Source organism: Limnoglobus sp. (genome assembly GCF_059499385.1).
Genome location: NZ_JCABYM010000106.1, coordinates 126,736 through 146,782 on the forward strand (window position 1 = coordinate 126,736; position 20,047 = coordinate 146,782).

Here is a 20,047-nt window from a genome sequence, read left to right on the forward strand (position 1 = left end):
CCCCGCGTACAGGACGGCTTCATGGCGTACACATCCCGGCTCGCGGTCATCGTCGCGCATCTGCTGACCAGTTCCTTCGCGACGGCACAAGCTCCTGACACATACCGGCCGGCCATTGAGAAGCTCACGGCCCTGATCGAACACGAGGTCAAGGACAAGCAACTGCCCGCGCTGTCCGTTGCGCTCGTGGACGACCAGCGCGTCGTCTGGGCGAAGGGGTTCGGCTTCCAGGACAAGGACAAGAAAGTCCCGGCGACCGAGCGGACCGTCTACCGCGTCGGGTCGGTGTCAAAGCTGTTCACGGACGTGGCCGTGATGCAGCTCGTCGAGAAGGGGCAGCTCGACCTCGACGCGCCGGTGACGGCGTACCTGCCGGACTTCAAGCCGGTCGTGAAGCCGGAGCACAAGCCGATCACGCTGCGGATGCTCATGGCGCACCGGTCCGGCCTCATCCGCGAGCCGCCAGTCGGGAACTACTTCGACCCGACTGGGCCGACGCTGGAGCAGACCGTCGCGAGCCTGAACGGCATCCCGCTCGTCTACCCGCCGGGCGAGAGGATCAAGTATTCCAACGCGGCCATCGGCGTCGTCGGCGCGGTCGTGCAAAAAGTGTCCGGCAAGCCGTTCGAGGACGCGGTGGAAGCGGCCGTGCTGAAGCCACTCGGCATGGCGGCGAGTTCGTTCCGGCCGACGCCGGTGGTCAAGAAGGATCTCGCGGACGCGGTGATGTGGACGTACCACGGCCGCGAGTTCCCGGCCCCGACGTTCGAGCTGGGCATGGCCCCGGCCGGGTGCATGTACTCGACCGTCACCGACCTCGCGAAGTTCGCCACGTACCTCTTCGCCGGCGGCAAGGCCGGCGACGCGCGGCTCCTGAAGCAAGAGACGATCGACCAGATGTTTGCCCCGCAGTTCGCGAAGCCGGACGCGAAGGACGGGTTCGGCATCGGGTTCCACGTCGGCGAGTTGGACGGCCTTAAGGAAGTCAGCCACGGCGGCGCGATCTACGGGTTCGCCACGACGTGGTCGATCCTGCCGAGCGAGAAGTTGGCCGTGATCGTGGTGTGCTCCCGCGACGTGGCGAACGCGGTCGTCGGGCACGTCTCGAACGCGGCGTTCCGTATGATGCTCGCGGCGAAGGCCGGGAAGCCGCTGCCGGACGTTCCCCGGACCGAGCCGCTGACGGTCGAGGAGGCCCGCGGCCTCGCCGGGCGGTACGCCGCGAAGGACACCTGGCTGGAACTGGACGAGTCGTTCGGGCGGCTGTACCTGACGCTCGCCCGCGGCGGGGTGCGGTACGAACTCCGCAAGTCGGGGACCGATTTGGTAACTGACGGAGTGTTGCAAGTCGGCGGGTTAAAGATCGCCCGCGACGGCGACACGTTGACGACGGCCGCGAAGACCGTCTACACGAAGGAGCCGACCGCGACGACTCCGCCGCCGGAACCCCCGGCGAAATGGAAGGGGCTGATCGGCGAGTACGGGTGGGACCACAACACGCTGTTCGTTTATGAACGAGCCGGGAAGCTGCACGCCTTGATCGAGTGGATCGAGATCGACCCGCTGACCGAGGAGTCGGAGGACGTATTCGCGTTCCCGAACCAGGGGATGTACCACGGCGAGAAGCTCGTGTTCACCCGCGACAAGTCCGGCCACGCCACGAAGGTGACGGCCGCGAGCGTCGCGTTCGAGCGGCGGAAGGTGGACGGCGAGAACGGCGAGACGTTCCGCGTCCAGGCCGTGAAGCCGGTCGCCGAGTTGCGGGCGGCCGCGCTCGCGGCGACGCCGCCGAAGGAGGACCGCGAGTTCCGCAGGCCGGACCTCGTCGATCTCGCGACGATCGACAAGACAATCAAGTTCGACATCCGGTACGCGACGGACAACAACTTCCTGAGCACGCCGTTCTACACGTCGGCGAAGGCGTTCATGCAGAAGCCGGCGGCGGAGGCGGTCGGCCGTGTTCACAAGAAGCTCGCGGCCGCCGGGTACGGCCTGCTCGTCTACGACGCCTACCGGCCGTGGCACGTCACGAAGATGTTCCGCGACGCGACGCCGGAGAAGTTCCACGGGTTCGTCGCCGACCCGGCGAAGGGGTCGCGGCACAACCGCGGCTGCGCCGTGGACCTGGGGCTGTACGACCTAATTACCGGCAAGCCGGTCGAGGTGGTGAGTGGGTACGACGAGTTCTCGGACCGCGCGTACCCGGACTACGTCGGCGGCACGTCGCGGCAGCGATTCCACCGCGACCTCCTGCGGCGCTCCATGGCGGCGGAGGGGTTCACCGTGTACGAGGCCGAGTGGTGGCATTTCGATTATTCCGACTGGCGGGCGTACCCGATCCTGAACAAGACGTTCGAGGAGTTGGCGAAGCCGTGAATCGCGGTCTATCAATACCCACGCTTCAACCACTCACGGAGCCGACCCGATGGCGAAGGTGATCGACTGGCTGTACCAGCGCACGTCTTGAGACACCTGCAAGAGCGCCCAGGGGTTCCTTGGGCCGAAGGGTGTGACGGCGACGACGACGGTGAACGCGACGAAGCAGAAGATCGACGAGGAGGGGGCGCTGGCCCTGCTCGCCGGGATCGACAAGCTGATCGCGGCGAAGGGGAAAAAGGTCGAGACGCTCGACCTGAAAAAGAACCGGCCGAGTGACGAGGAGATTCTCGCGCTCATCATCGGCCCGACGGGGAACCTGCGGGCCCCGACGGCGAAGGTCGGCAAGACGATGGTGGTCGGGTTCAACGACGAGGCGTACAAGGCGGTGTTCGGCTGATGTCGTTAGACACGAGTGCCTGAGGGTCTACGGTGGAGGTCGCGTCTTTGCCCCGGAGGGGCGGCGGGCTGTAGCCACGGGTGGAGCGCAGCGCAACCCGTGGGAGGCCCGCAGAAATGCGACCGCCCCGGCGGGGCGGAGGAACGTTCCTCCGCCCCGCCGGGGCGGTGTTGATTCGGATTCCATTCCACGGGTTTCACCCGTGGCTACAGTCCGTGGCCCCACCCGGGGCCAAAACCCTGTCTAACCGGGCGTTCAGAATTGCCCGTTACGGGACCGGTGCAAGCACCACGCGGAACCCGATGCTGCGGTCCTTGCGGTCCGGCAGCTCGCCGCGGCGGGCGGCAGATCTCGCTCGCGCCATCGGCTCGTCGAACGCGCCGCCGCGGACGGCCCGTAGGTCGCCGGTCGTCGGGCCGGTCGGGTTCGTCCGCGGCCCCGGCGGGTAGCCGCGGGCGTAGTAGTCCTGGCACCATTCCGCCACGTTCCCGTGGCAGTCGATCAGCCCGAACGGGTTCGCGCTCGACCGGCCGACCTTGTTCGGCTTGTCGATCTTCGCCGGCTTCGCGTCGGGTTGCTTCTCCTGCGGCGGTGGCGGGGCGACCGCCTCGCCGTGTTCCGGCAGCAACTGGTCGCCGAACGCGAACGGCGTCGTCGTCCCGCCGCGGCACGCGAACTCCCACTCGGCCTCCGTCGGTAGCCGGTACGCCCACCCGCGGCGCTTCCCCCGGTCGCGGGCGTTGAGCCGCTTGCAGAACTCCTGCGCGTCCGCCCACGTCACCTGCTCGACCGGCCACTCCCCGGCCCCCGGCACGCGGCTGACCGTCCACGCCGGGGAACTGCCCATCAGCTCCTGGTACTGGCCGTTCGTCACCTCCGTGACGCCGACGTAGAACGGCCGGTCGAGCGTCACCTCCCCGGCCGGGCCTTCCTCCGGCCCGCGGCCCGGCTCGTTGTCCGGCGACCCCATCACGAACGTGCCGCCGGTCATCAGGACGAACTTCATGCCGATCGGGTTCGTGAACTCCGGCGTCGGGGGCGGGTCCGGCATCAGGGTGAACCGGTAGAGCATGTACCCGAGCGTGCCGACCGTCACGGCCGCGACGAGCGTGACCAGCCACCCGGTCAGCCCGCCGGCGTGGCGGGCACGCTCCCGGACGCGGGCCGGGGCCTCGGAGGCCGGCAGCTTGAACGCCTGACTGCTGCCCTCCGGCTCCAGCGCGAACGGGGACGGCGGGCGGTGGGCCGTCGGGTGCGGGTGCGACCCGGACGGCGGCGGGCAGAACGGCACGAGCGCCATCGCCGCCTGCGCCGGCGTCTGCGGCCGGTCGCCCGGCCCCTTCGCCATCATCCATTGGATGAGCGCGTCCAGCTGCGGCGGCGCGTGCGGCAATCTCGCGAGCAGGCTCGGCGGCGGGTCGGTCACGTGCTTGACGAGCTTCTCCGTCGGCGTCGCCCCCTCGTAGGGGACCTTCCCGGTCAGCAGGTAGAAGAGCGTCGCGCCCAGCGCGTACACGTCGGCCCGCGTGTCCACGTTCTGCGGGTTGCGGGCCTGCTCCGGGGCCAGGAAGTCCGGCGTGCCGATGACGAACCCCTCCTGCGTCACCCGGCTCGCCTTCTCGCTTTGATGCGTCTCGTTGAGCATCGCCAGCCCGAGGTCGAGCACCTTCACCTGTCCGGTCTTCGCGGCGATGAGGTTGCTCGGCTTCACGTCGCGGTGAACCAACCCCCGCTCGTAGGCGTGGTGCAGGCCGAGCGCCGCCTGCCGGATGTAGTCGCACGCCAGCGGGATCGGCATCGGGCCGTGGTCGCGGACGAGCTTCGTCAGGTCCACGCCGTCCACGAACTCCATCGCGAGAAAATGATCGCCGCCCGCCTCGTCGGCGTCGAACGCGAGGACGACGTTCGGGTGCGACAGCGTCGCGACGGCCTGGATCTCCTGCCGGAACCGGCGGACGGTGAGCGGGCTGGCCAGCTTCTCCCGGCGGATGACCTTCAGCGCCACGTCCCGGCCGAGGCGGGTGTGGACGGCCCGGAAGACGCGGCCCATGCCGCCCTCGCCGATCAGGTCGAGGATGCGGTACGGGCCGACGAGCAGGGACTTCCCGCGGCCGCGGAAGATTTCCTTGATCTGGTAGCCGGTCAGCCACGCCCGCTTGTTGAGTTCGCGGGCGACGGCCTGGGAGTCGGCCCGTTCGAGTTGCGCCCACGACCGGAGGGCGGTGAGTTGCGCGGCCGTCAGGAAGCCGGACGCCTCGATGGCCCGTAGAAAGTCAGCCGTGGCGTCCGCGGGGGGCATGGGCGGTCCTGGACCGGTGAGGGGCCGTTAGTTTAGCAATAGTCCGAACGCGGGCGAGGCGGCGAGTCGTCCGTAGCGTAGTTCAGAAAGTCCCGAGATCGCGGAGGTTTTTCGTGGGCGAAACGATCACCGTCGGCCAGGTCACGGTCCCCGTCCTGCGGCCCGACTCGGCGGCGGAACTGGGCCGGATGGTCGCGGAGGCTCGCGCGGAGAAGCGGGCCGTGTACCCGGTCGGCGGGCGGACGATGCTCGACCTCGGGCTGCCGCCGACGAAGCCGGGCGTGGCGCTCGACACGACGGCGCTCAACGGCGTGATCGACTATCCGGCCCGCGACATGACGGTGACGGTGCAGGCCGGCATGACGATCGACGCGCTGGCCGGGGTGCTGGCGAAGGAAAATCAATGGCTGCCGATCGACGTGCCGCTGCCGGGCCGGGCGACGGTCGGCGGGGCGGTGGCGGCGAACGCGAGCGGCCCGCGGCGATTCGGGTACGGCACGCTCCGCGACTACGTCATCGGCGTCAGCTTCGTGACCGACGACGGCGTCGAGGTGAAGGGCGGCGGCCGCGTCGTTAAGAACGTGGCCGGGTACGATTTCATGAAACTCCAGACCGGGGCGATGGGCACGCTCGGCGTCGTCACGCAGCTGACGCTCAAGGTCCGGCCCCGCCCGGAGGCGGCGGTGGCGGTGGCGTTCGGCTGCCCGGTGAACGGGCTGGCCGCCGCGCTCGATCTGCTGCACAAGTCGAACAGCCGGCCGGTCGCGGTCGAGTTGCTGAACGCGGCCGCGTGGAAGGAACTCGGCCTCCCGCCGGTGACCGGCGACTGGGTGGTGGCCGTCGGGTTCGAGGAGAAGCGGGTGACGGCCGACTGGCAGCGGGCGACGCTACTCGCGGAGCTGAACCGGCCGACGGTCGAGGCGGACGGCGTGTGGCAGAAGGCGACCGACCTACAAGTCCGCGCGGCGAGCCGGTTCATCGGCAAGGCGGCGGTGCGGCCGAGCGAGGCGGCCGCGGTCGCGAATCGTGCGAACCGCGACGGCGTGCTGGTCCACGGCCAACCGCTCAATGGCATCCTGTGGGCGCACGGTGAGGCGTTAAGCGATGAGTTCGTGCTTCGCCGCGGGGCTACGAGGCCGGCGAAGGGCGGCGCGGACTGGGAGCTGATGAAGCACGTCAAGCGAACGCTCGACCCGGACGACGTGTTCAACCCCCGCCGCCTGTGGTGAAAGGGAAATGGGCGAAAGCCCAGGGTCGGCCGACCCTGGGCTTTCGCCCAAACACCTACTTCAACGTCGTCAAAAACTCCACCAAGTCCCGCACCTCGCGTGGGGTGAGCGTCTTCTCCACCGACGGCATCGCCGACGACGACACGACCCGCTTCTCGATGTCGGCCGCCTCGACCGTCACCGTCGCGCCGTCCGGCTTCCGCACCGTCACCGCCGCCTTCGTCTCGGCCAGCAGCGTCCCGGCCAGCACCCGGCCGTCCGCCAGCGTCAGCGTCACCGTCGCGAATCCCTCGGCGATCTTCGCGCTCGGCAGGATCAGCGACTCCAAGAAGTACTCGCGGCCGTTCTTCGCGGCCACCGCCGTCAGTTCCGGGCCGGCCGTACCGCCGACGCCGCGGACGGCGTGGCACCGCACGCACTGGGCGGCCGTGTGGTTGAAGAACACCTCCCGCCCGGCGTCCGCGTCGCCGCCGCGGAGGCCGACCTGCCACTTGCCGAGCGCGTCCGTCGGCAGCTTCGACTCGAAGTCCGCCCGGTGCAGCGCCCGCACCGGCGACGGCGCGGCCTTCGTCGCCTCCACGACATCCAGTTGCAGGTCGGCCGGAACTTTCCCGCCGGACAGCTTCGCCGCCCACGCATCGAGCAGCTTCTCGGCGTCCGGCGTCTTCACCACCGGCAACGCCGCGAATACCCGTTGTCGCTCGGCGGTCGTCGCGGTCTCGCCGTTGAGAACCTCAGCGAAGAGTTTCGCGCCGCGCTTCGCGTCCGCCTTCGCGATCAGCTCGCGGGCCTCGGCGCGGATCGTCGGCGACTGGTCGGACAGCCCTGCGGTCAGAATCTCGTCGAGCGGCTTCGCCTTCTGGCTCGCGAGGAACCGCATCGCCGCGACGCGGAGGTTTGCGTCCTTCCCGGCGTCCTTCGCCCACGCCACGAACTGCCCGGTGTCCGCCTTCACGCCGAGCTTCTGAATCGTGCCGATCACCGCCGTCTGCAAGCCACCCGACGTTTTCGCGAGCAGGTTCGACAGGTTCGTTTCGACGACGGCCCGCACCGCCGTGGCGTCCCGCTTCGGCAGCGGCCGCCAGAACCCGGTAACGCGGTCCCGCGGCGGCGGGTCGGCCCAGTCGGAGATCGCCGCGAGCGCCTCGGCCCGCACGACCGCCGAGAAGTTCTCGTTCGTGACCGCGGCCAGTACCGCCCTCGCGCCGTCGGCCTTGCCGAGCCGGTACGCGGCGCTGATGCATCGCCGCACGAGCGGGTCGCCGTCCGGGATCGGCTTGTCGCCGAGCGTCGGCAGCAGCGCCGCGAGGTCCGGGTACAGCTTCTCCAGCGGCAGGTCGTGGATCGCCCGCGCCGCCTCGGTGCGGATGAACCAGTCGGCGTCCTGCAACGCCGCGGCGATGCGCTCGTCGCCGAGCTTCCGTTGCACCAGCACGACGGCCAGCCGCACGGCCGCGCTCTCGTCCTTCGCCTTCGCCGCCACCGCGTCGGCGTCGCCAATGCGGGCGAGGGCCGTCACGCAGGCGTGCCGCAGGTGCGGGTCGGCGTCGTTGGTTTCCTTCAGCAGGTCGAACAGGGCCGGGACGGCGTCCCGGTGGCCCATCTTGCCGAGCGTTTGGGCGGCGAAGAACCGCACCCGCGGGGACGCGTCCGTCAGCCGTGGCTCGAGCAGCGGCGCGGCCGTCTTCACTTTCGCGTCGATCTTCCAGCCCAACACGTTCGCCGTTTGGGCGCGGACTTCCGGGTCCGCGTCGCCGAGTAGCATGGCCAACGACAGGGCGTTTCCCCGTTGCGCGGTTCCCCAGATCGCGTGCAGGCGGGCGAGCAAGTCGGCCTTGCCGTCGTGAGCCAGTTGGTTCTGCGCCCGCCGCGCGTTCACGTCCGACTCGCCGAGCTTGACGAACGCGAACTGCGCCCGCTGTCGGACCCGCTGGTCCGGGTGGGAGTGGAGCTTGACCAGTTCCGCGATCGACCGCTGCTCGAACCCCTCCGCGAACAGTTTCTTCGTCTCGACCACCTCCGCGCTCGAGATCCGCTTCGGGTCGAACACCGTGTACACACGGCCGCCGAGGCTTTTGCCGGACCAGTCGAGGTTCACGAAGTCGCTGACGTACAGCTTGCCGTCGTACCCGAACTCGGCGTCCGTCGCCTGGATCGGCTTGAAGAAGTCGTGGTAGTCGTCGATCTCGAACCCGGCCCCGACCGGCTTCACCTTGAACGACTCCAGCCCGCCGTTGCCGGTGTAGTTGCACATCAGGAACGAGTTCTTGTACCGGTCCGGCAGGCTCGTGCCGCTGGTGAACAGGAACCCGCTCGGCCCCGTCCCGATCTTGCCGACCGGCGGCACGATGTACGCCGGCTGCCCGGCGTGGTGCAGGTGCCACAGCCGCTCGGCGAACCACGGGGCGGAGGTGTGCGGCGCGATCGACTGGTAGGCCATGTTCCACCCGCTCTCGCCGCCCTCGACGACGTACACGAGGCGGCCGTGGTCCCCCTTGTCGCAGTTGTTGTCGTCGGCGAACAGGTTGCCGTACTGGTCGAACGCCAACTCCTGCGGGTTCCGCAGGCCGCGGTGGACGACCTCCAGTTCCGTGCCGTCCGGGTTGCAGCGGAAGACCGCGCCGGTCCGCGGGCCGCTGAGGGTCGTGCCCTCCTTCGTGGTGACGTGGAACCCGCGGTCGCCGACGCTGAAGTAGAGCTTGCCGTCCGGCCCCCAGCAGAGGCCGTGCAGGTCGTGGCCGAGGAACGCCGCGTTCACGCCGAACCCGGTGAGCAGCGGCACGGGCTTGTCCGCCCCCTTCTTCAACACCCACAGGCTGGGGATGCAGGTGAAGTACACGTCGTCGTTCGTCGCCATCACGCCGGCGGCCAGGCCGTCGAGCGGGCCGTTGAACCGCGCGAGGACCGTGGACTTGTTCGCCCGGCCGCTGCCGGTCGTGTCCTCGAGCAGCCGCAGTTGGTCGGCGTGCTTCGTGAACCAGCCCATGCCGCCGTCGAACTTCTTTTCCCACTTCTGGAACATCTTGAGGCGGTCGTCGAGCGTGCGGACTTGCAGGTCGTCTTCGAGCAGGAAGGCCCGCGAGCGGTTCTCCTCCGTCCCGGCGTTGAACCGGTGCTCCTCGGCGACGTAGACGCGGCCCCGCTCGTCGAGGCCGATGGCGACCGGGCTGGCGAGCATCGGCTCCGCGGCGAACAACTCGACCTTGAACCCCGGCGGCGGGCGGAACGCGGCGATCTGCTTCGCGGCCTTGTCCGTGCCGTCCGGCAGCTTCAGGGCCGCGTCCTCCGGCGGCGTGGCGACGAGCACGAGCGGGAGGAAGAGAAGGGCGATGCCGAGGAAGGTTCGGTGCATGACGAGGGCCTGGAAGTGAGACGGTGGCGGGTTTCGTAGGGCGGGTCAAGGCTTTGCGCCGACCCGCCGGGGCAATCGGTGCGACGGCGGGTCGGCGCAAAGCCTTGACCCGCCCTACAAGAAACTACGCCCCCTTCACCTGGGGCAGCTTGTCGCGGTAGCTCTTCGCCCGCGCCTCGTCGCCCTGCTTTTGGAAGCAATCCGCGAGGCGGATCACGGCCTTGATGACCTCGTCCCTGTCCTGGTTGTCCACCACCTCGACGCGGAGCAACTCCCACATCGCCTCGCGGGGCAGGTCGAGCTGCAGGTACAGCTCGCCGAGGACGTTGTGCCCCACGGCCCGCACGACCGGATCGGCCGTCTTCGAGATCACGTCCTCGATCGCCTTCACCGCCTCCGTCGGCTTCGCCTTCATCTTCTTCTCGCCGGCCGCCTTCGTCGCGGCCCGCAGGATGACCAGCCGCTCGTGAATCGAACCGCTCGTCGGGAATCCGGCGGCCTTCGCCAGTTCCTCGACGGCCGGGGCGGTCGTGAGGGCGTTGCCGCTGCGGAACAGCATCTCGACCTCGCCGAGCCGGGCCTCGAACTTCAGGGCCGCGGGCAGCTGCTCGACCTTCGCCAGCGACGACAGGATGCTGGCCGCGTCCGAGAACTTGCCGAGTTCGGCCTGCATCCGGGCGGCGGTGTGGGCCGTGTGCCAGACCTCCCAGGCGTTCTTCTTCGCGTACTCCTGCGTAAACCCGACGAGCTTGGCGATGGCGGCCGGGGCCTCGGCCTTGAACTCCGGGCCGGTCTTCGCGTCCACGGCGCGGGCCGTCCAGTACGCCTCGCGGTACTCGAGGAACTTCTTCGTCTTCGCGTCCGTCGGGTTCTTCTTCAGCTCGGCCGCGTACAGGTCGCGGGCCTTCGCGGCCACGCCCTGGTTCTCGGCGGACCGGAGGTCGAGGGCGGCCTTGTCCATCCCCGGCAGGGAGCCGTAGTCCAGCGCGACGACGTTCGGGGCGGGGATGTCGGTGACCTGCTTGCCGGCCGTGACCTTCAGGCCGCCGGCGGACTCCGCTACGACGCCGAGGATGCGGTCTTCCTGGTAGTCCTTCTTCGGGTTGCGGAACCGGACCGAGTCCGACGCCCCGGTCCCCTGGCCGGCGACGGGGGCGAGCAGGTGGACGGACAGCCCGCCGACGAGGGCGGCTAGCGCGAATCGACGAAGCAACATGGAAGGCTCCGGGAGGGTGCGTGTGTGGTGTTGTGCGCGAACCTGTTTTTTTGGAACGACAGTGCCTGGCTGGGACCGCGGGCGTCCCGCCCGCCCACCTTCCCGGCACGGGGACCAGCCTTGAGCGGCTGGGGCCGTGGCGGGCGGGACGCCCGCGGTCCCAGGACGGCGGCCACCTCGACGGTGGGCAATGCCCCCCTATTTCTTCTCGCCGTTCGGCTGCCCGGCGGGCGCGTCCGGGGACGGCAGCTCCGCCGTCGGGTCGAGGAACGCGACGCCGCCGGCCTGCTTGTACCCGTCCTTCACGGCCGGGAACTCGTCCAGCAACTCCGCGTACCGCTCGCGGACCTCCGTGGTCAGCCCCTTGGCGTACCCCTTCTCCAGCCGGGCGATGACCTTGCCCTGCGTGTTCAACGAGTCGGCCAGCTTCGCCATGTTCCCGCCGAGCAGCTGCGTGTTCGCCTTCGCCAGGCACCGCTTCTCTTCCACGAACAGGTCGAGGATGATCGGGTACAACTTCTCGCGGTCCTGGCGGACGCGGGCCACGTCCGCGTCCTTCGGGATCGGGGCGGACACCGCGCCGACGTAAGGCCGCAGCACCTCCGTCCACCCGCTCACGGCCTTGCCCCACAGCTCCCGTTTCTTGTCGGCCGGGGCCTCGGCGGCGCGGTCCTCGATCACGAACACCTTCTCCTTGCGGAACTCCAGCGACCGCGCCCACCCGGACTTGCCGTCGGGGCCGAGGGCGGCCGTCAGGATTTCGTCCGCCTTGTCGAACTGCTTCGCCGCCCGGTACGCGCGGATTTGCTCGATCTTCGCCACCTGGAACGCGATCACCGCGTCCCGCTTGTCCGGGTCCAGTTGGGCCGTCGGCAGCTTCAGCGTGGCGTCATCGACGACGGGTACGCCCGCCAAGACTTCGAGCGCCTTCTCGTGCAACCCCAGGTCGCGGAGGGCACGGCCGAGGAACGCCCGCGGCCGGGCCGCGAGCTTGTCCTTCGCCGCCTGCTCGGTCAGCAGCTTGCCGACCACGTCCATCAGTTGTTGCGCCTCGTCGGTCTTCCCCTGCTTCTTCAGCTCGTCGATCTGCGGCCGGACCTGGGTGACGAGCCGGGCGAGGGCGTCGGTCGTTGCCTCGACGCTGCCGCCGAGTTGTTCGAGCAGCTTGAACAGCTCCGCCGCCTGGTCGAACGCCCGCTCGCGGATGCGGCCTTGGAGGGCGAGGACGATCAGGTCGCGGCGGAACTTGTCGAGGCTGTCCGCGGCGACCACGGCCGACCCGGTGTCGCCCTCGGTCTCGCCGGCCTCCTTGCCGCGGTAGGCTTCGACCTCCTTCGCCGCCGTGCCGCCGTCCTTCATGGCGAGAAGCACGGGCGTGAGCAGGTCGGCCATCTCCTTGTACTTCCCGTCCTTGAACAGCGGCACGGCGGCCGCGAACACGGCCCGCAGGCGGATTTCCTCCGCCGCGTACCACGTCGCCTTCTTGTCCCCCTCCGGCATCTGGGCCGCCTTCGCCCGCTTCACCGTGTCGGCCGCGACCTTCTGGGCGGTCGCCAGGTCGGCCGGCTTAACTTGAATGAGGTACAGTTGGGCCAGCACGTTCCGCATCCCGAAGAACGCCTTGAAGTGGTCCGGGTTGGTCGGCTCCGGGACGGCCTCGGCCGCGGTCATCGCCTTGCGGAGGGTGGCCGTCCGTTGCTCCGGCGTGAGCGGCGAGTCCTTGCCGACGGCGAGCATGAACGCGGCCCGGCCCTGCATGGTGCGGGCGGCGGCGACGCCGGAGTAGGAGACGTTCACCTTGCCGAGCGCGTCGAACGCCCGCCGGTACTCCTTCTCCTCCAGGAAGAGCTGGCCGAGCCGGAACCGGACGTTGTCCGTGGCCGGGTCGGCGGCGTGCGCCTTGTCCATCGCCAGCCCCAGCTCGATGGCCCGCTCCCGGTCCACGGCCCGGCCCTCGGCGTCGTTCGGCTCGAGCTTCCCGCGGGCCGCGAGGTAGCTCTCGATGGCGACGACCCCGGCCTTCGCGGCGACCGCCCCGCGGGACGTTTCCGCGACGTACGCGGCGGCGACGGCGGCCTGGTGCGGCCGGTCGCATAGGAAGTACGCGCGGGCCAGCCACAGCCACGCCTCGGTCGCGTCCTTCGCCGGGACGGCCGGGGTGATGAGGTCCACCGCCCGCTCGAACAAGGCGACGACGCCGGCCTGGGCCTTTTCCTTGCGGACCTCCGGCGACTCCTCCGCCTTCTTCGGCCCCGCCGGCTTTTTCGGGTCCGGCTTCTTGTCGTCCGCCGTCTCGTCCGTCCCGGCGATCATCTCGTCGAGCATCCCGAGGCGGACCTGGGCGGCCATCAGGCACTCGTCGAAGTTCGTGTACTCGGCCGGGGCCTTCTTCATCGCGTCGCCGACGATGAACCGGATGGCCCGCATCCGCTGGCGGGTCGCCCGCTCGGTGTAGTCGTTGTCGAACTCCTGGAGTTGCTTGTACTCGCGGGCCGCCTCCTGCAGCAGCGCGCGGGCCGACGAGGAGACGGTCAGCAGCTTCCGGGCGTTGGGGTCGGTCTTCTTGTCGTAGACGTTGCCGGCGTCGTTCTCCGCCTCCCGCTGGGTGAGGTAGGCGTGGTAGAACGTCATGCTCAGCCGCTCCGGCGTCATCCGCGGCTTGTACTTGTCCTTGTCGAGCCAGTTCTTCGCCTTCACGCGGGCCGACCGGACGGCGGGCAGTTCCCCGGCCCGCGCGGACAGGTACTCGCCCTGGGCCTCGAAGAACTCGACCATGCGGACGCCGTCGGCCCCGGCCTGCGGGTTGCGGGCGGCCTCCGACCGGATCGCCTGGAAGGTTTCCTTCGCCTTGCCCACGTCCTGGATTTCGAGGTCGCACGCCCCGGCCCACGCGCGGGCGGACCAGCAGATCGGGTTGTTCGGGTCCACCCGGCTGAGGTCGGTGAAGATTTGCTTCGCGTCCTTCAGCGCCGCCGCCCGCTCGAGCGCCTCGTTCCCCTCGGCGGCGAGGTACGTCTCGGACAGGCTGAACTGGTTGATGCCGCGGTCCAGCTCCGCCTGCATCGCCTCGCGGGTCAGGCTGCGGCGGCGGAACGGGTCGGTCGTCGGGTTATCGACGACGGCCTTGATCTGCTTGGCCGCCTCCCCGAACCGCTCGGTCGCCTTCTTGAACAGCGGCCGGATGGCGACGTACGCCGCCTTCTTCTCCTTCATCTTGCCGGGGTCCGGCCGGCCGTCCTCGCCGTAGGGGACCTCGATCCGGGCGGCCCGGTTCAGCCGCGCCTTCGCCTGGAGGGATAGCACGCGGGCCGACGCGAGCGCCGCCTCCGCGGCGCGGGGGTGCTTGGGGTGGTCGAGCAGGAAGAAGTCGAACTGTTGCTTCGCCTGCGCGATGGCCGCGTCCCGGACGGACTCGTCCGTCTCCAGTTGCGCGAGCAGGAGGTGGGTCTTCGCCTTCTCCAGCGGGATGACGACCTTCATCTCGGCCGTCGGGTTCTTGGCCAGCTCGTCGAGGTACTCGAGGGCGAGGTCCGGCATCCCGTTCTCCCGCAGCCCCTGGACGAGGTCGAACGGGTCGGGCGGGGCGGCGAGGGCGGGCGCGGAACAGGCAACGAGCAAGGTGGCGACGAGCAGGGAGCGGGTCATTCGGGAGAACTCCGACCGACGGGAGCGCGGCAGTCCGAAGGGTGAGACGCGAGTACGTCACGGGCGGTTCCCGTACCGTGATTCTTGCGTGCGGATAAGATCAGTCAAGGGTAGAACCCGGAGCGGCAGCGACGGGGTGTGGCGCGGCCAAGCACCCCGTCGCTGCCGCTCCGGGTTCCACAACTCCTTGCTGTCGTCGCCCGGCGGGCCTGATAGATTATCGGAACCGCCGCGGTATCCCTCCCGCCAGAACTTTGCGTTCCTCACGGGCGTTCCCATGCGTTTGCTTGCCACCCTCGCCCTCGTCCTCGCGGCCGTGCCGGCCCGCGCCGGGTCCTCGAACTCGCTGCTCGACGTGTCCCCGGACGGACTACGGCTGCTCGTCGCGAACACGGACACCGGCACGGTCACGGTCGTGAACCTCGAGACCAAGCGGGTCCACTGCGAGCTGCCGGCCGGCGACCACCCGGAAGGGACGGCGTGGGCCGGCGGCGTCGGCCTCGTCGCCGTCTACGGCGACGACCGCCTGCTGTTCCTCGACGCCGACAAGAAGGCGGTCACACACATCCTGAAAGTCGATGACGAACCCTACGGCGTCGTGACGACGAAAGACGGCAAGACGGCGTTCGTGTCGCACGACTACCCCGGCACGGTCAGCGTCATCGACGTGGCCGCGAAGAAGGTGGCCCGGACGTTCAAGGTCGGCGAGGGCTGCCGCGGTCTCGCGCTGTCGAACGACGAGAAGACGCTGTTCGTCTCCGAGTTCTTCACCACGAAGCTGCTCGCCGTGGACGTGGCGACCGGCAAGGTGACCGACGCCTGGGCCGGGTACGCGTCCGACAACCTCGCCAGGCACGTCGTCCTGCACCCGACGCGGCCGAAGGCGTACGTGTCGCACCTCCGCAGCAACCTGTCGGTCTTCTCCGCCCGCGGGTCGATCTTCCCCGAGATGTCGATCTGCGACCTCTGGACCCGGACGGACGGCGAGAAGCGGCGGCGGACGATCGCCCTCGACACGTTCAACGGCGTGCGGGTCATGGCCAACCCGTGGGAGTCGGCGTTCTCCCCGGACGGCAAGACGCTCTACACGATCTACGCCGGGACGAACGACGCGAACGTCTGTTCCGTGATCGACGACGACTACGTCGAGATTCGGCCGCTGTCCATCGTGGCCCTCGGCAAGCACCCGCGGGCAATCCGGGTGAACCCGACGACCGGCGAAGTCTACGTCTACAACACGATGGACTACGAGGTGACGGTCCACGACGGGAACCTGCGGCAGAAGTCGAAGGTTACCGTGTGTGCCCCGGCCCACACGCCGGAGTGGCGGCGGGGGAAGGAACTGTTCGTGACGGCGAAGTCGCCGATGGGCCGGACCGGGTGGGTGTCGTGTTCGTCGTGCCACCCGGACGGGCTGACGGACGCCCGCGTGTGGGAGAACCCGGAGGGCCACCGGCGGACGCCGCACCTGTTCGGGCTGGCGCACACGCACCCGCTGCACTGGTCGGCCGACCGGGACGAGGTGCAGGACTTCGAGTACACCGTCCGCGGCAAGCTGATGCAGGGCCGCGGCCTGTGCGACCTGAAGCTGAAGCCGCGGGAGACGTTCACCGAGTTCGCGGAACTCGACCAGACGCTCAGTGACGTGACGCCGGACCTGGACGCGCTGGCGGTGTACACGAACGCCTTCGCGTTCCGCCTCTCGCCGCACGCCCCGGCCGGGAAGCTGTCGGCCGCGGCCGAGCGCGGCAAGGCGGTCTTCTTCAGCAAGGAGGCGAACTGCGCGAGCTGCCACGCCGGGCCGTACTTCTCCGACAGTTCGTTGAAGCAGCCGTTCGTCCGGCACGACGTGGGGACCGGCGACCACCCGGCGGAGAAGATCGGCCCCCGTTACGACACGCCGACGCTCCTCGGCGTGTACCGGCAGGGGCCGTACCTGCACGACGGCCGGGCGGCGACGCTCAAGGACGTGCTGACGACGTGCAACAAAGGCGACAAGCACGGCAAGACGAGCCACCTCAAATCAGCCGAAGTCGATGATCTGGTGGCGTTTCTGAAAGCGCTGCCTTACGAGATGCCGCCGGACGAAACGCCGAACAGCGTGAAGCACCGGCTGAAGCTCTCGTACCCGCGGCCGACGGCGAACCGCGGGGCGGAGTAGCGCGTCTGTCCGGGGGCGGGCGGGCGAGATATACTGCTGGGAAGCCGCTGGAGAGGTGGCAGAGTGGTTGAATGCGTCGGTCTCGAAAACCGATTTACCCGAAAGGGTAACGAGGGTTCGAATCCCTCCCTCTCCGCTGTTTGATGCACGCCAGAATCACTTCGAAAACCAGGCGTTTCGGCCCCGTCCCGAAGCGCCTGAGCGTCTGCCGGAACCCCGCTTTGGGGACAAACTGGGGACAACACTGGCTTCACGCTGAGGTTACGTCTCTGGTCTCCTCCCGAAGAATTCGACGGGGAGGGGTCCGGCCATGGCGTCGCTCGAACAGCGGGGCAACCGCTTCCGCGTCATCTTTCGGCTCGGCGGACAGAAGCACCACGTCAGCGTGAAGGCGGCAGACCGCAGGGACGCCGAGGCGTGCCTCGTTCGGCTCGAAGAGAACCTGCGGCTCGTCGAACGGGGGCGGCTCGCGATCCCCGACGGGGCCGACGTCGGCCTGTTCCTCCTCTCCGACGGACGGCTGGAGCAGAAGGTCACGGTTGTGCGGCCCGTCCGGCTCGACGAGATGTTCGAGACCTACCGCACCGAGTTCACCGCCGGGGCGAAGGAGGCCATTACCCGCGAGATGGAGAACATCCACCTGAACCATCTTTCCCGGCTCATCGGCGGGGACACGACGGTCATGAGCGTCACCGCCGGCACCGTCCAACAGTTCGTAGATGCGAGGAGTCGCGAACTCCACTTGGGGCACCCGGTGAAGCCGAAGACCGTGCGGAAGGCGGTCGCCACACTCCGCTTCGTCTGGAACTGGGCGTACCGCCGGGGGCAGGTGCCGACCAAGTTCCCCGAAGTTGATCTCGTCTTCCCGAAGGAGAAGCAGCCTGAGCCGTTTCGCACCTACGACCAGATCCAGGTGATCCTCGCCCGCGGGGGCATCGACAAGCGGCGCGAGCGCGAGCTCTGGGACGGCCTGTTCCTCGATCCCGCGCAGGTCGCAGAAGTTCTCGAACACGTCCGGCGAAAGCCGAACACGAAATACCTCCACCCGTTTCTCGTCACGGCCGCCTACACCGGGGCGAGGCGGAGCGAACTGTTCCGCGCACGGGTCGAGGACTTTGACTTTGGCGGGAAACTGATCCTCCTCCGCGAGAAAAAGCGGAGCCGGGACAAGGAGACGTTTCGCACGGTGGACATGTCGCCCAAGGTGGATGCGGTGATGCGGGCGTACTTCGCCGACGGACACCCGGGCGGGACGGTCGCGTTCTGTTCCAAGACGGAGAAGTCGCTCACCGACGGGCAGGCGTGGAAGGCGTTTCGAACCGGGGTGCGGGGGTCGCGGTGGCACATCCTCCGCGGCTTCCACGCCTTCCGCCACTCGTTCGCGTCGAACCTGGCCGCAGCCGGCGTGGACCAGCGGGTGATCGACGAACTCATGGGGCACACGACCGTCGAGATGCAGCGGCGGTACCGCCACCTCTTTCCGGACCAGCGCCGGGCGGCAATCCTGAGCGTATTCGGTGGTTGAAGATCCCGAAGCGGGCGTGGTAAACGGGAGGCATGTTGAAAGCCTTCGTCGGTGTTGCATCAGAGCACGGTCTCGCCGTCCTCCAGCCGGAGCGGGACGAGACCATTTCGTTCGTCGAACAGTCGCTACGGGTCGGCCCTAACCGCGTCGGCTTCTGGGCAGTTCTTGACGACACCGAAGCGAGGTGCGTTCAGGCGCTCTTCGTCGGCGGGCGTAGGCGCGAGGCGATGTTGTTCCTCGACCGAACCGCCCGCGACATGGGGCGCATCCTCCCGGCCACGCCGCCGGTCTCGCACTGACACGCACCGATTTCGAACACACGATCCGGATCGTAACCGACCCACCGCGTGTGGTATCGTGACCGCCCGGCTTTGAGAGAAGCGGCGGGCACCCGGCGGCAAGGAGGCGAACGGTTGAGCAAGAAGAAGACTTCAAAACCCCGGAAATTGGCCACACGGAAACCCTCCACGCCCGCCGTCCAGGGCGAGTTGCTGACCGACCTGCGCTCGCTCATCGAACAAGCCCGCGAGGCCACCGCACGAGCCGTCAACTCGGCCTTGGTCCTCCTTTACTGGAGCGTCGGCGACCGGATTCGCCGCGACATCCTCAAGGAGAAGCGGGCCGGCTACGGCGAACAGATTGTGCCGACACTGTCGGCACAATTGGCTCCGGATTACGGGAGCGGGTTCGGCAAGCGAAACCTCTTCCGAATGATCCAGTTCGCCGAGGTGTTTCCGGACCGGGGGATTGTGTCGGCGCTGTCGGCACGATTGGGCTGGAGTCACTTCATCGAACTCCTGCCCATACCCGAGCCGCTGAAGCGGGAGTTCTACGCCGAGATGTGCCGGGTCGAGCGGTGGAGCGTGCGAACGCTTCGCGAGAAGGTCGGCGGCATGCTCTTCGAGCGGACGGCCCTCTCCAGGAAGCCGGCCGAACTCGCCAAGCAAGAACTCGCTAAGCTCCGCACCGCCGACCAGCTTTCTCCCGACCTCGTGTTCCGCGACCCGTACTTCCTCGACTTCCTCGGCCTGAAGGACACCTACAGCGAGAAGGATTTGGAAGCCGCAATCCTCCGCGAGATCGAGGCGTTCCTGCTCGAACTGGGCGGCGGGTTCACGTTCGTCGCCCGGCAGAAGCGGATGGTCATCGACGGCAAAGACTTCACCCTCGACCTCCTCTTCTTCCACCGGAAGCTCCGCCGCCTCATCGCCGTCGAGTTGAAACTCGGCGAATTCGAGGCGGCCTTCAAGGGCCAGATGGAGCTCTACCTCCGGTGGCTCGACCAGCACGAGCGGGAGCGGGGGGAGGAGTCGCCGCTCGGCCTCATCCTGTGCGAATCGGCCGGGGAGGAGCAGGTCGAGCTGTTGCAACTCGGTGCGAGTGGCATCCGCGTCGCCACTTACCTCACCGACCTTCCGCCGAAAGCCCTTCTCGAACAGAAGCTCCGCACCATCGCGGAACTCGCCCGCAATCGGTTGATTGAGAAGGAAGAGTGACCGCGAGGCGGGCTTGCCCAGCACCGCGCGTTGAGTGGCGAGATCTCGGTTGGGAATGTGGCAGACACCGTCTTCCGTGTTCTCCGCAGGCGGGGCGCTGAAGACTCTTTCTTTTTGCAGGAACCTACGGTTCCCGCACCCTCCCTCCGGCACGGCGGGAAGGGTGCATTCGTGATGTCGTAAGCACGAGGCGATAACCCCCTCCGACTCCCTCCGGTTCAGGCAGGCGTGTGGGACACACACCGGCTCATGCAGAAAACGCCCACCGCCGTCGGGGGGGCTGGGGGGGCGGCCCCCGGGTCCCCCCCCGGAGCACCACCCCGGCCGCCGCCGCAGCAAGGGGGGTGA

Annotated in this window: 11 protein-coding genes and 1 tRNA gene; 8 read left to right on the top strand and 4 right to left on the bottom strand. The window is 68.7% G+C overall.

Annotated features, from left to right (window positions below; translation table 11 throughout):
• Window positions 1-21: 21 nt before the first annotated feature.
• Together AC5JJ2_RS18575 and AC5JJ2_RS18580 are read left to right on the top strand one after the other, a co-directional pair.
• The gene (locus AC5JJ2_RS18575; protein WP_495859515.1) at window positions 22-2,376 is read left to right on the top strand and encodes a serine hydrolase; all 2,355 of its coding nucleotides are present in this window, start codon (window positions 22-24) and stop codon (window positions 2,374-2,376) included.
• 49 nt (window positions 2,377-2,425) lie between these two features.
• Window positions 2,426-2,776, top strand: coding sequence for an ArsC family (seleno)protein (locus AC5JJ2_RS18580; RefSeq protein WP_495859516.1), 351 nt, complete (start codon window positions 2,426-2,428; stop codon window positions 2,774-2,776).
• Window positions 2,777-3,044: 268 nt separating this feature from the next.
• Here AC5JJ2_RS18580 and AC5JJ2_RS18585 read toward each other — a convergent pair whose 3' ends face one another.
• On the bottom strand, window positions 3,045-5,075 hold the full coding sequence (locus tag AC5JJ2_RS18585) for a bifunctional serine/threonine-protein kinase/formylglycine-generating enzyme family protein (RefSeq protein WP_495859517.1): 2,031 nt from the start codon (window positions 5,073-5,075) through the stop codon (window positions 3,045-3,047).
• Window positions 5,076-5,188: 113 nt separating this feature from the next.
• Here AC5JJ2_RS18585 and AC5JJ2_RS18590 point away from each other — a divergent pair, with 113 nt between their 5' ends.
• On the top strand, window positions 5,189-6,304 hold the full coding sequence (locus AC5JJ2_RS18590; protein WP_495859518.1) for an FAD-binding oxidoreductase: 1,116 nt from the start codon (window positions 5,189-5,191) through the stop codon (window positions 6,302-6,304).
• 55 nt (window positions 6,305-6,359) lie between these two features.
• Here the strand turns inward: AC5JJ2_RS18590 and AC5JJ2_RS18595 are convergent, their stop codons facing one another.
• The 3 genes from AC5JJ2_RS18595 to AC5JJ2_RS18605 form a co-directional block, all read right to left on the bottom strand.
• A complete protein-coding gene (locus AC5JJ2_RS18595) occupies window positions 6,360-9,656 on the bottom strand; it encodes a DUF7133 domain-containing protein (protein ID WP_495859519.1) in 3,297 nt (1,098 codons plus the stop codon).
• Between the two features lie 124 nt (window positions 9,657-9,780).
• Complete coding sequence (locus AC5JJ2_RS18600) at window positions 9,781-10,872, bottom strand: hypothetical protein (RefSeq protein WP_495859520.1); 1,092 nt, start codon at window positions 10,870-10,872, stop codon at window positions 9,781-9,783.
• A gap of 198 nt (window positions 10,873-11,070) precedes the next feature.
• Window positions 11,071-14,517 carry a hypothetical protein gene (locus tag AC5JJ2_RS18605; protein WP_495859521.1) on the bottom strand — a complete coding sequence of 1,149 codons (3,447 nt, stop codon included), beginning with the start codon at window positions 14,515-14,517 and terminating at the stop codon, window positions 11,071-11,073.
• 277 nt (window positions 14,518-14,794) lie between these two features.
• Here AC5JJ2_RS18605 and AC5JJ2_RS18610 point away from each other — a divergent pair, with 277 nt between their 5' ends.
• The 5 genes from AC5JJ2_RS18610 (at window position 14,795) to AC5JJ2_RS18630 (ending at window position 19,699) form a co-directional block, all read left to right on the top strand.
• A complete protein-coding gene (locus AC5JJ2_RS18610) occupies window positions 14,795-16,678 on the top strand; it encodes a hypothetical protein (RefSeq protein WP_495859522.1) in 1,884 nt (627 codons plus the stop codon).
• A 49-nt stretch (window positions 16,679-16,727) separates the two neighbouring features.
• Window positions 16,728-16,814: transfer RNA gene (locus tag AC5JJ2_RS18615), tRNA-Ser, on the top strand.
• 174 nt (window positions 16,815-16,988) lie between these two features.
• Window positions 16,989-18,203, top strand: coding sequence for a tyrosine-type recombinase/integrase (locus AC5JJ2_RS18620; RefSeq protein WP_495859523.1), 1,215 nt, complete (start codon window positions 16,989-16,991; stop codon window positions 18,201-18,203).
• Between the two features lie 32 nt (window positions 18,204-18,235).
• On the top strand, window positions 18,236-18,502 hold the full coding sequence (locus AC5JJ2_RS18625; protein ID WP_495859524.1) for a hypothetical protein: 267 nt from the start codon (window positions 18,236-18,238) through the stop codon (window positions 18,500-18,502).
• 147 nt (window positions 18,503-18,649) lie between these two features.
• Window positions 18,650-19,699 carry a PDDEXK nuclease domain-containing protein gene (locus tag AC5JJ2_RS18630; protein WP_495859525.1) on the top strand — a complete coding sequence of 350 codons (1,050 nt, stop codon included), beginning with the start codon at window positions 18,650-18,652 and terminating at the stop codon, window positions 19,697-19,699.
• Window positions 19,700-20,047: the final 348 nt, after the last annotated feature.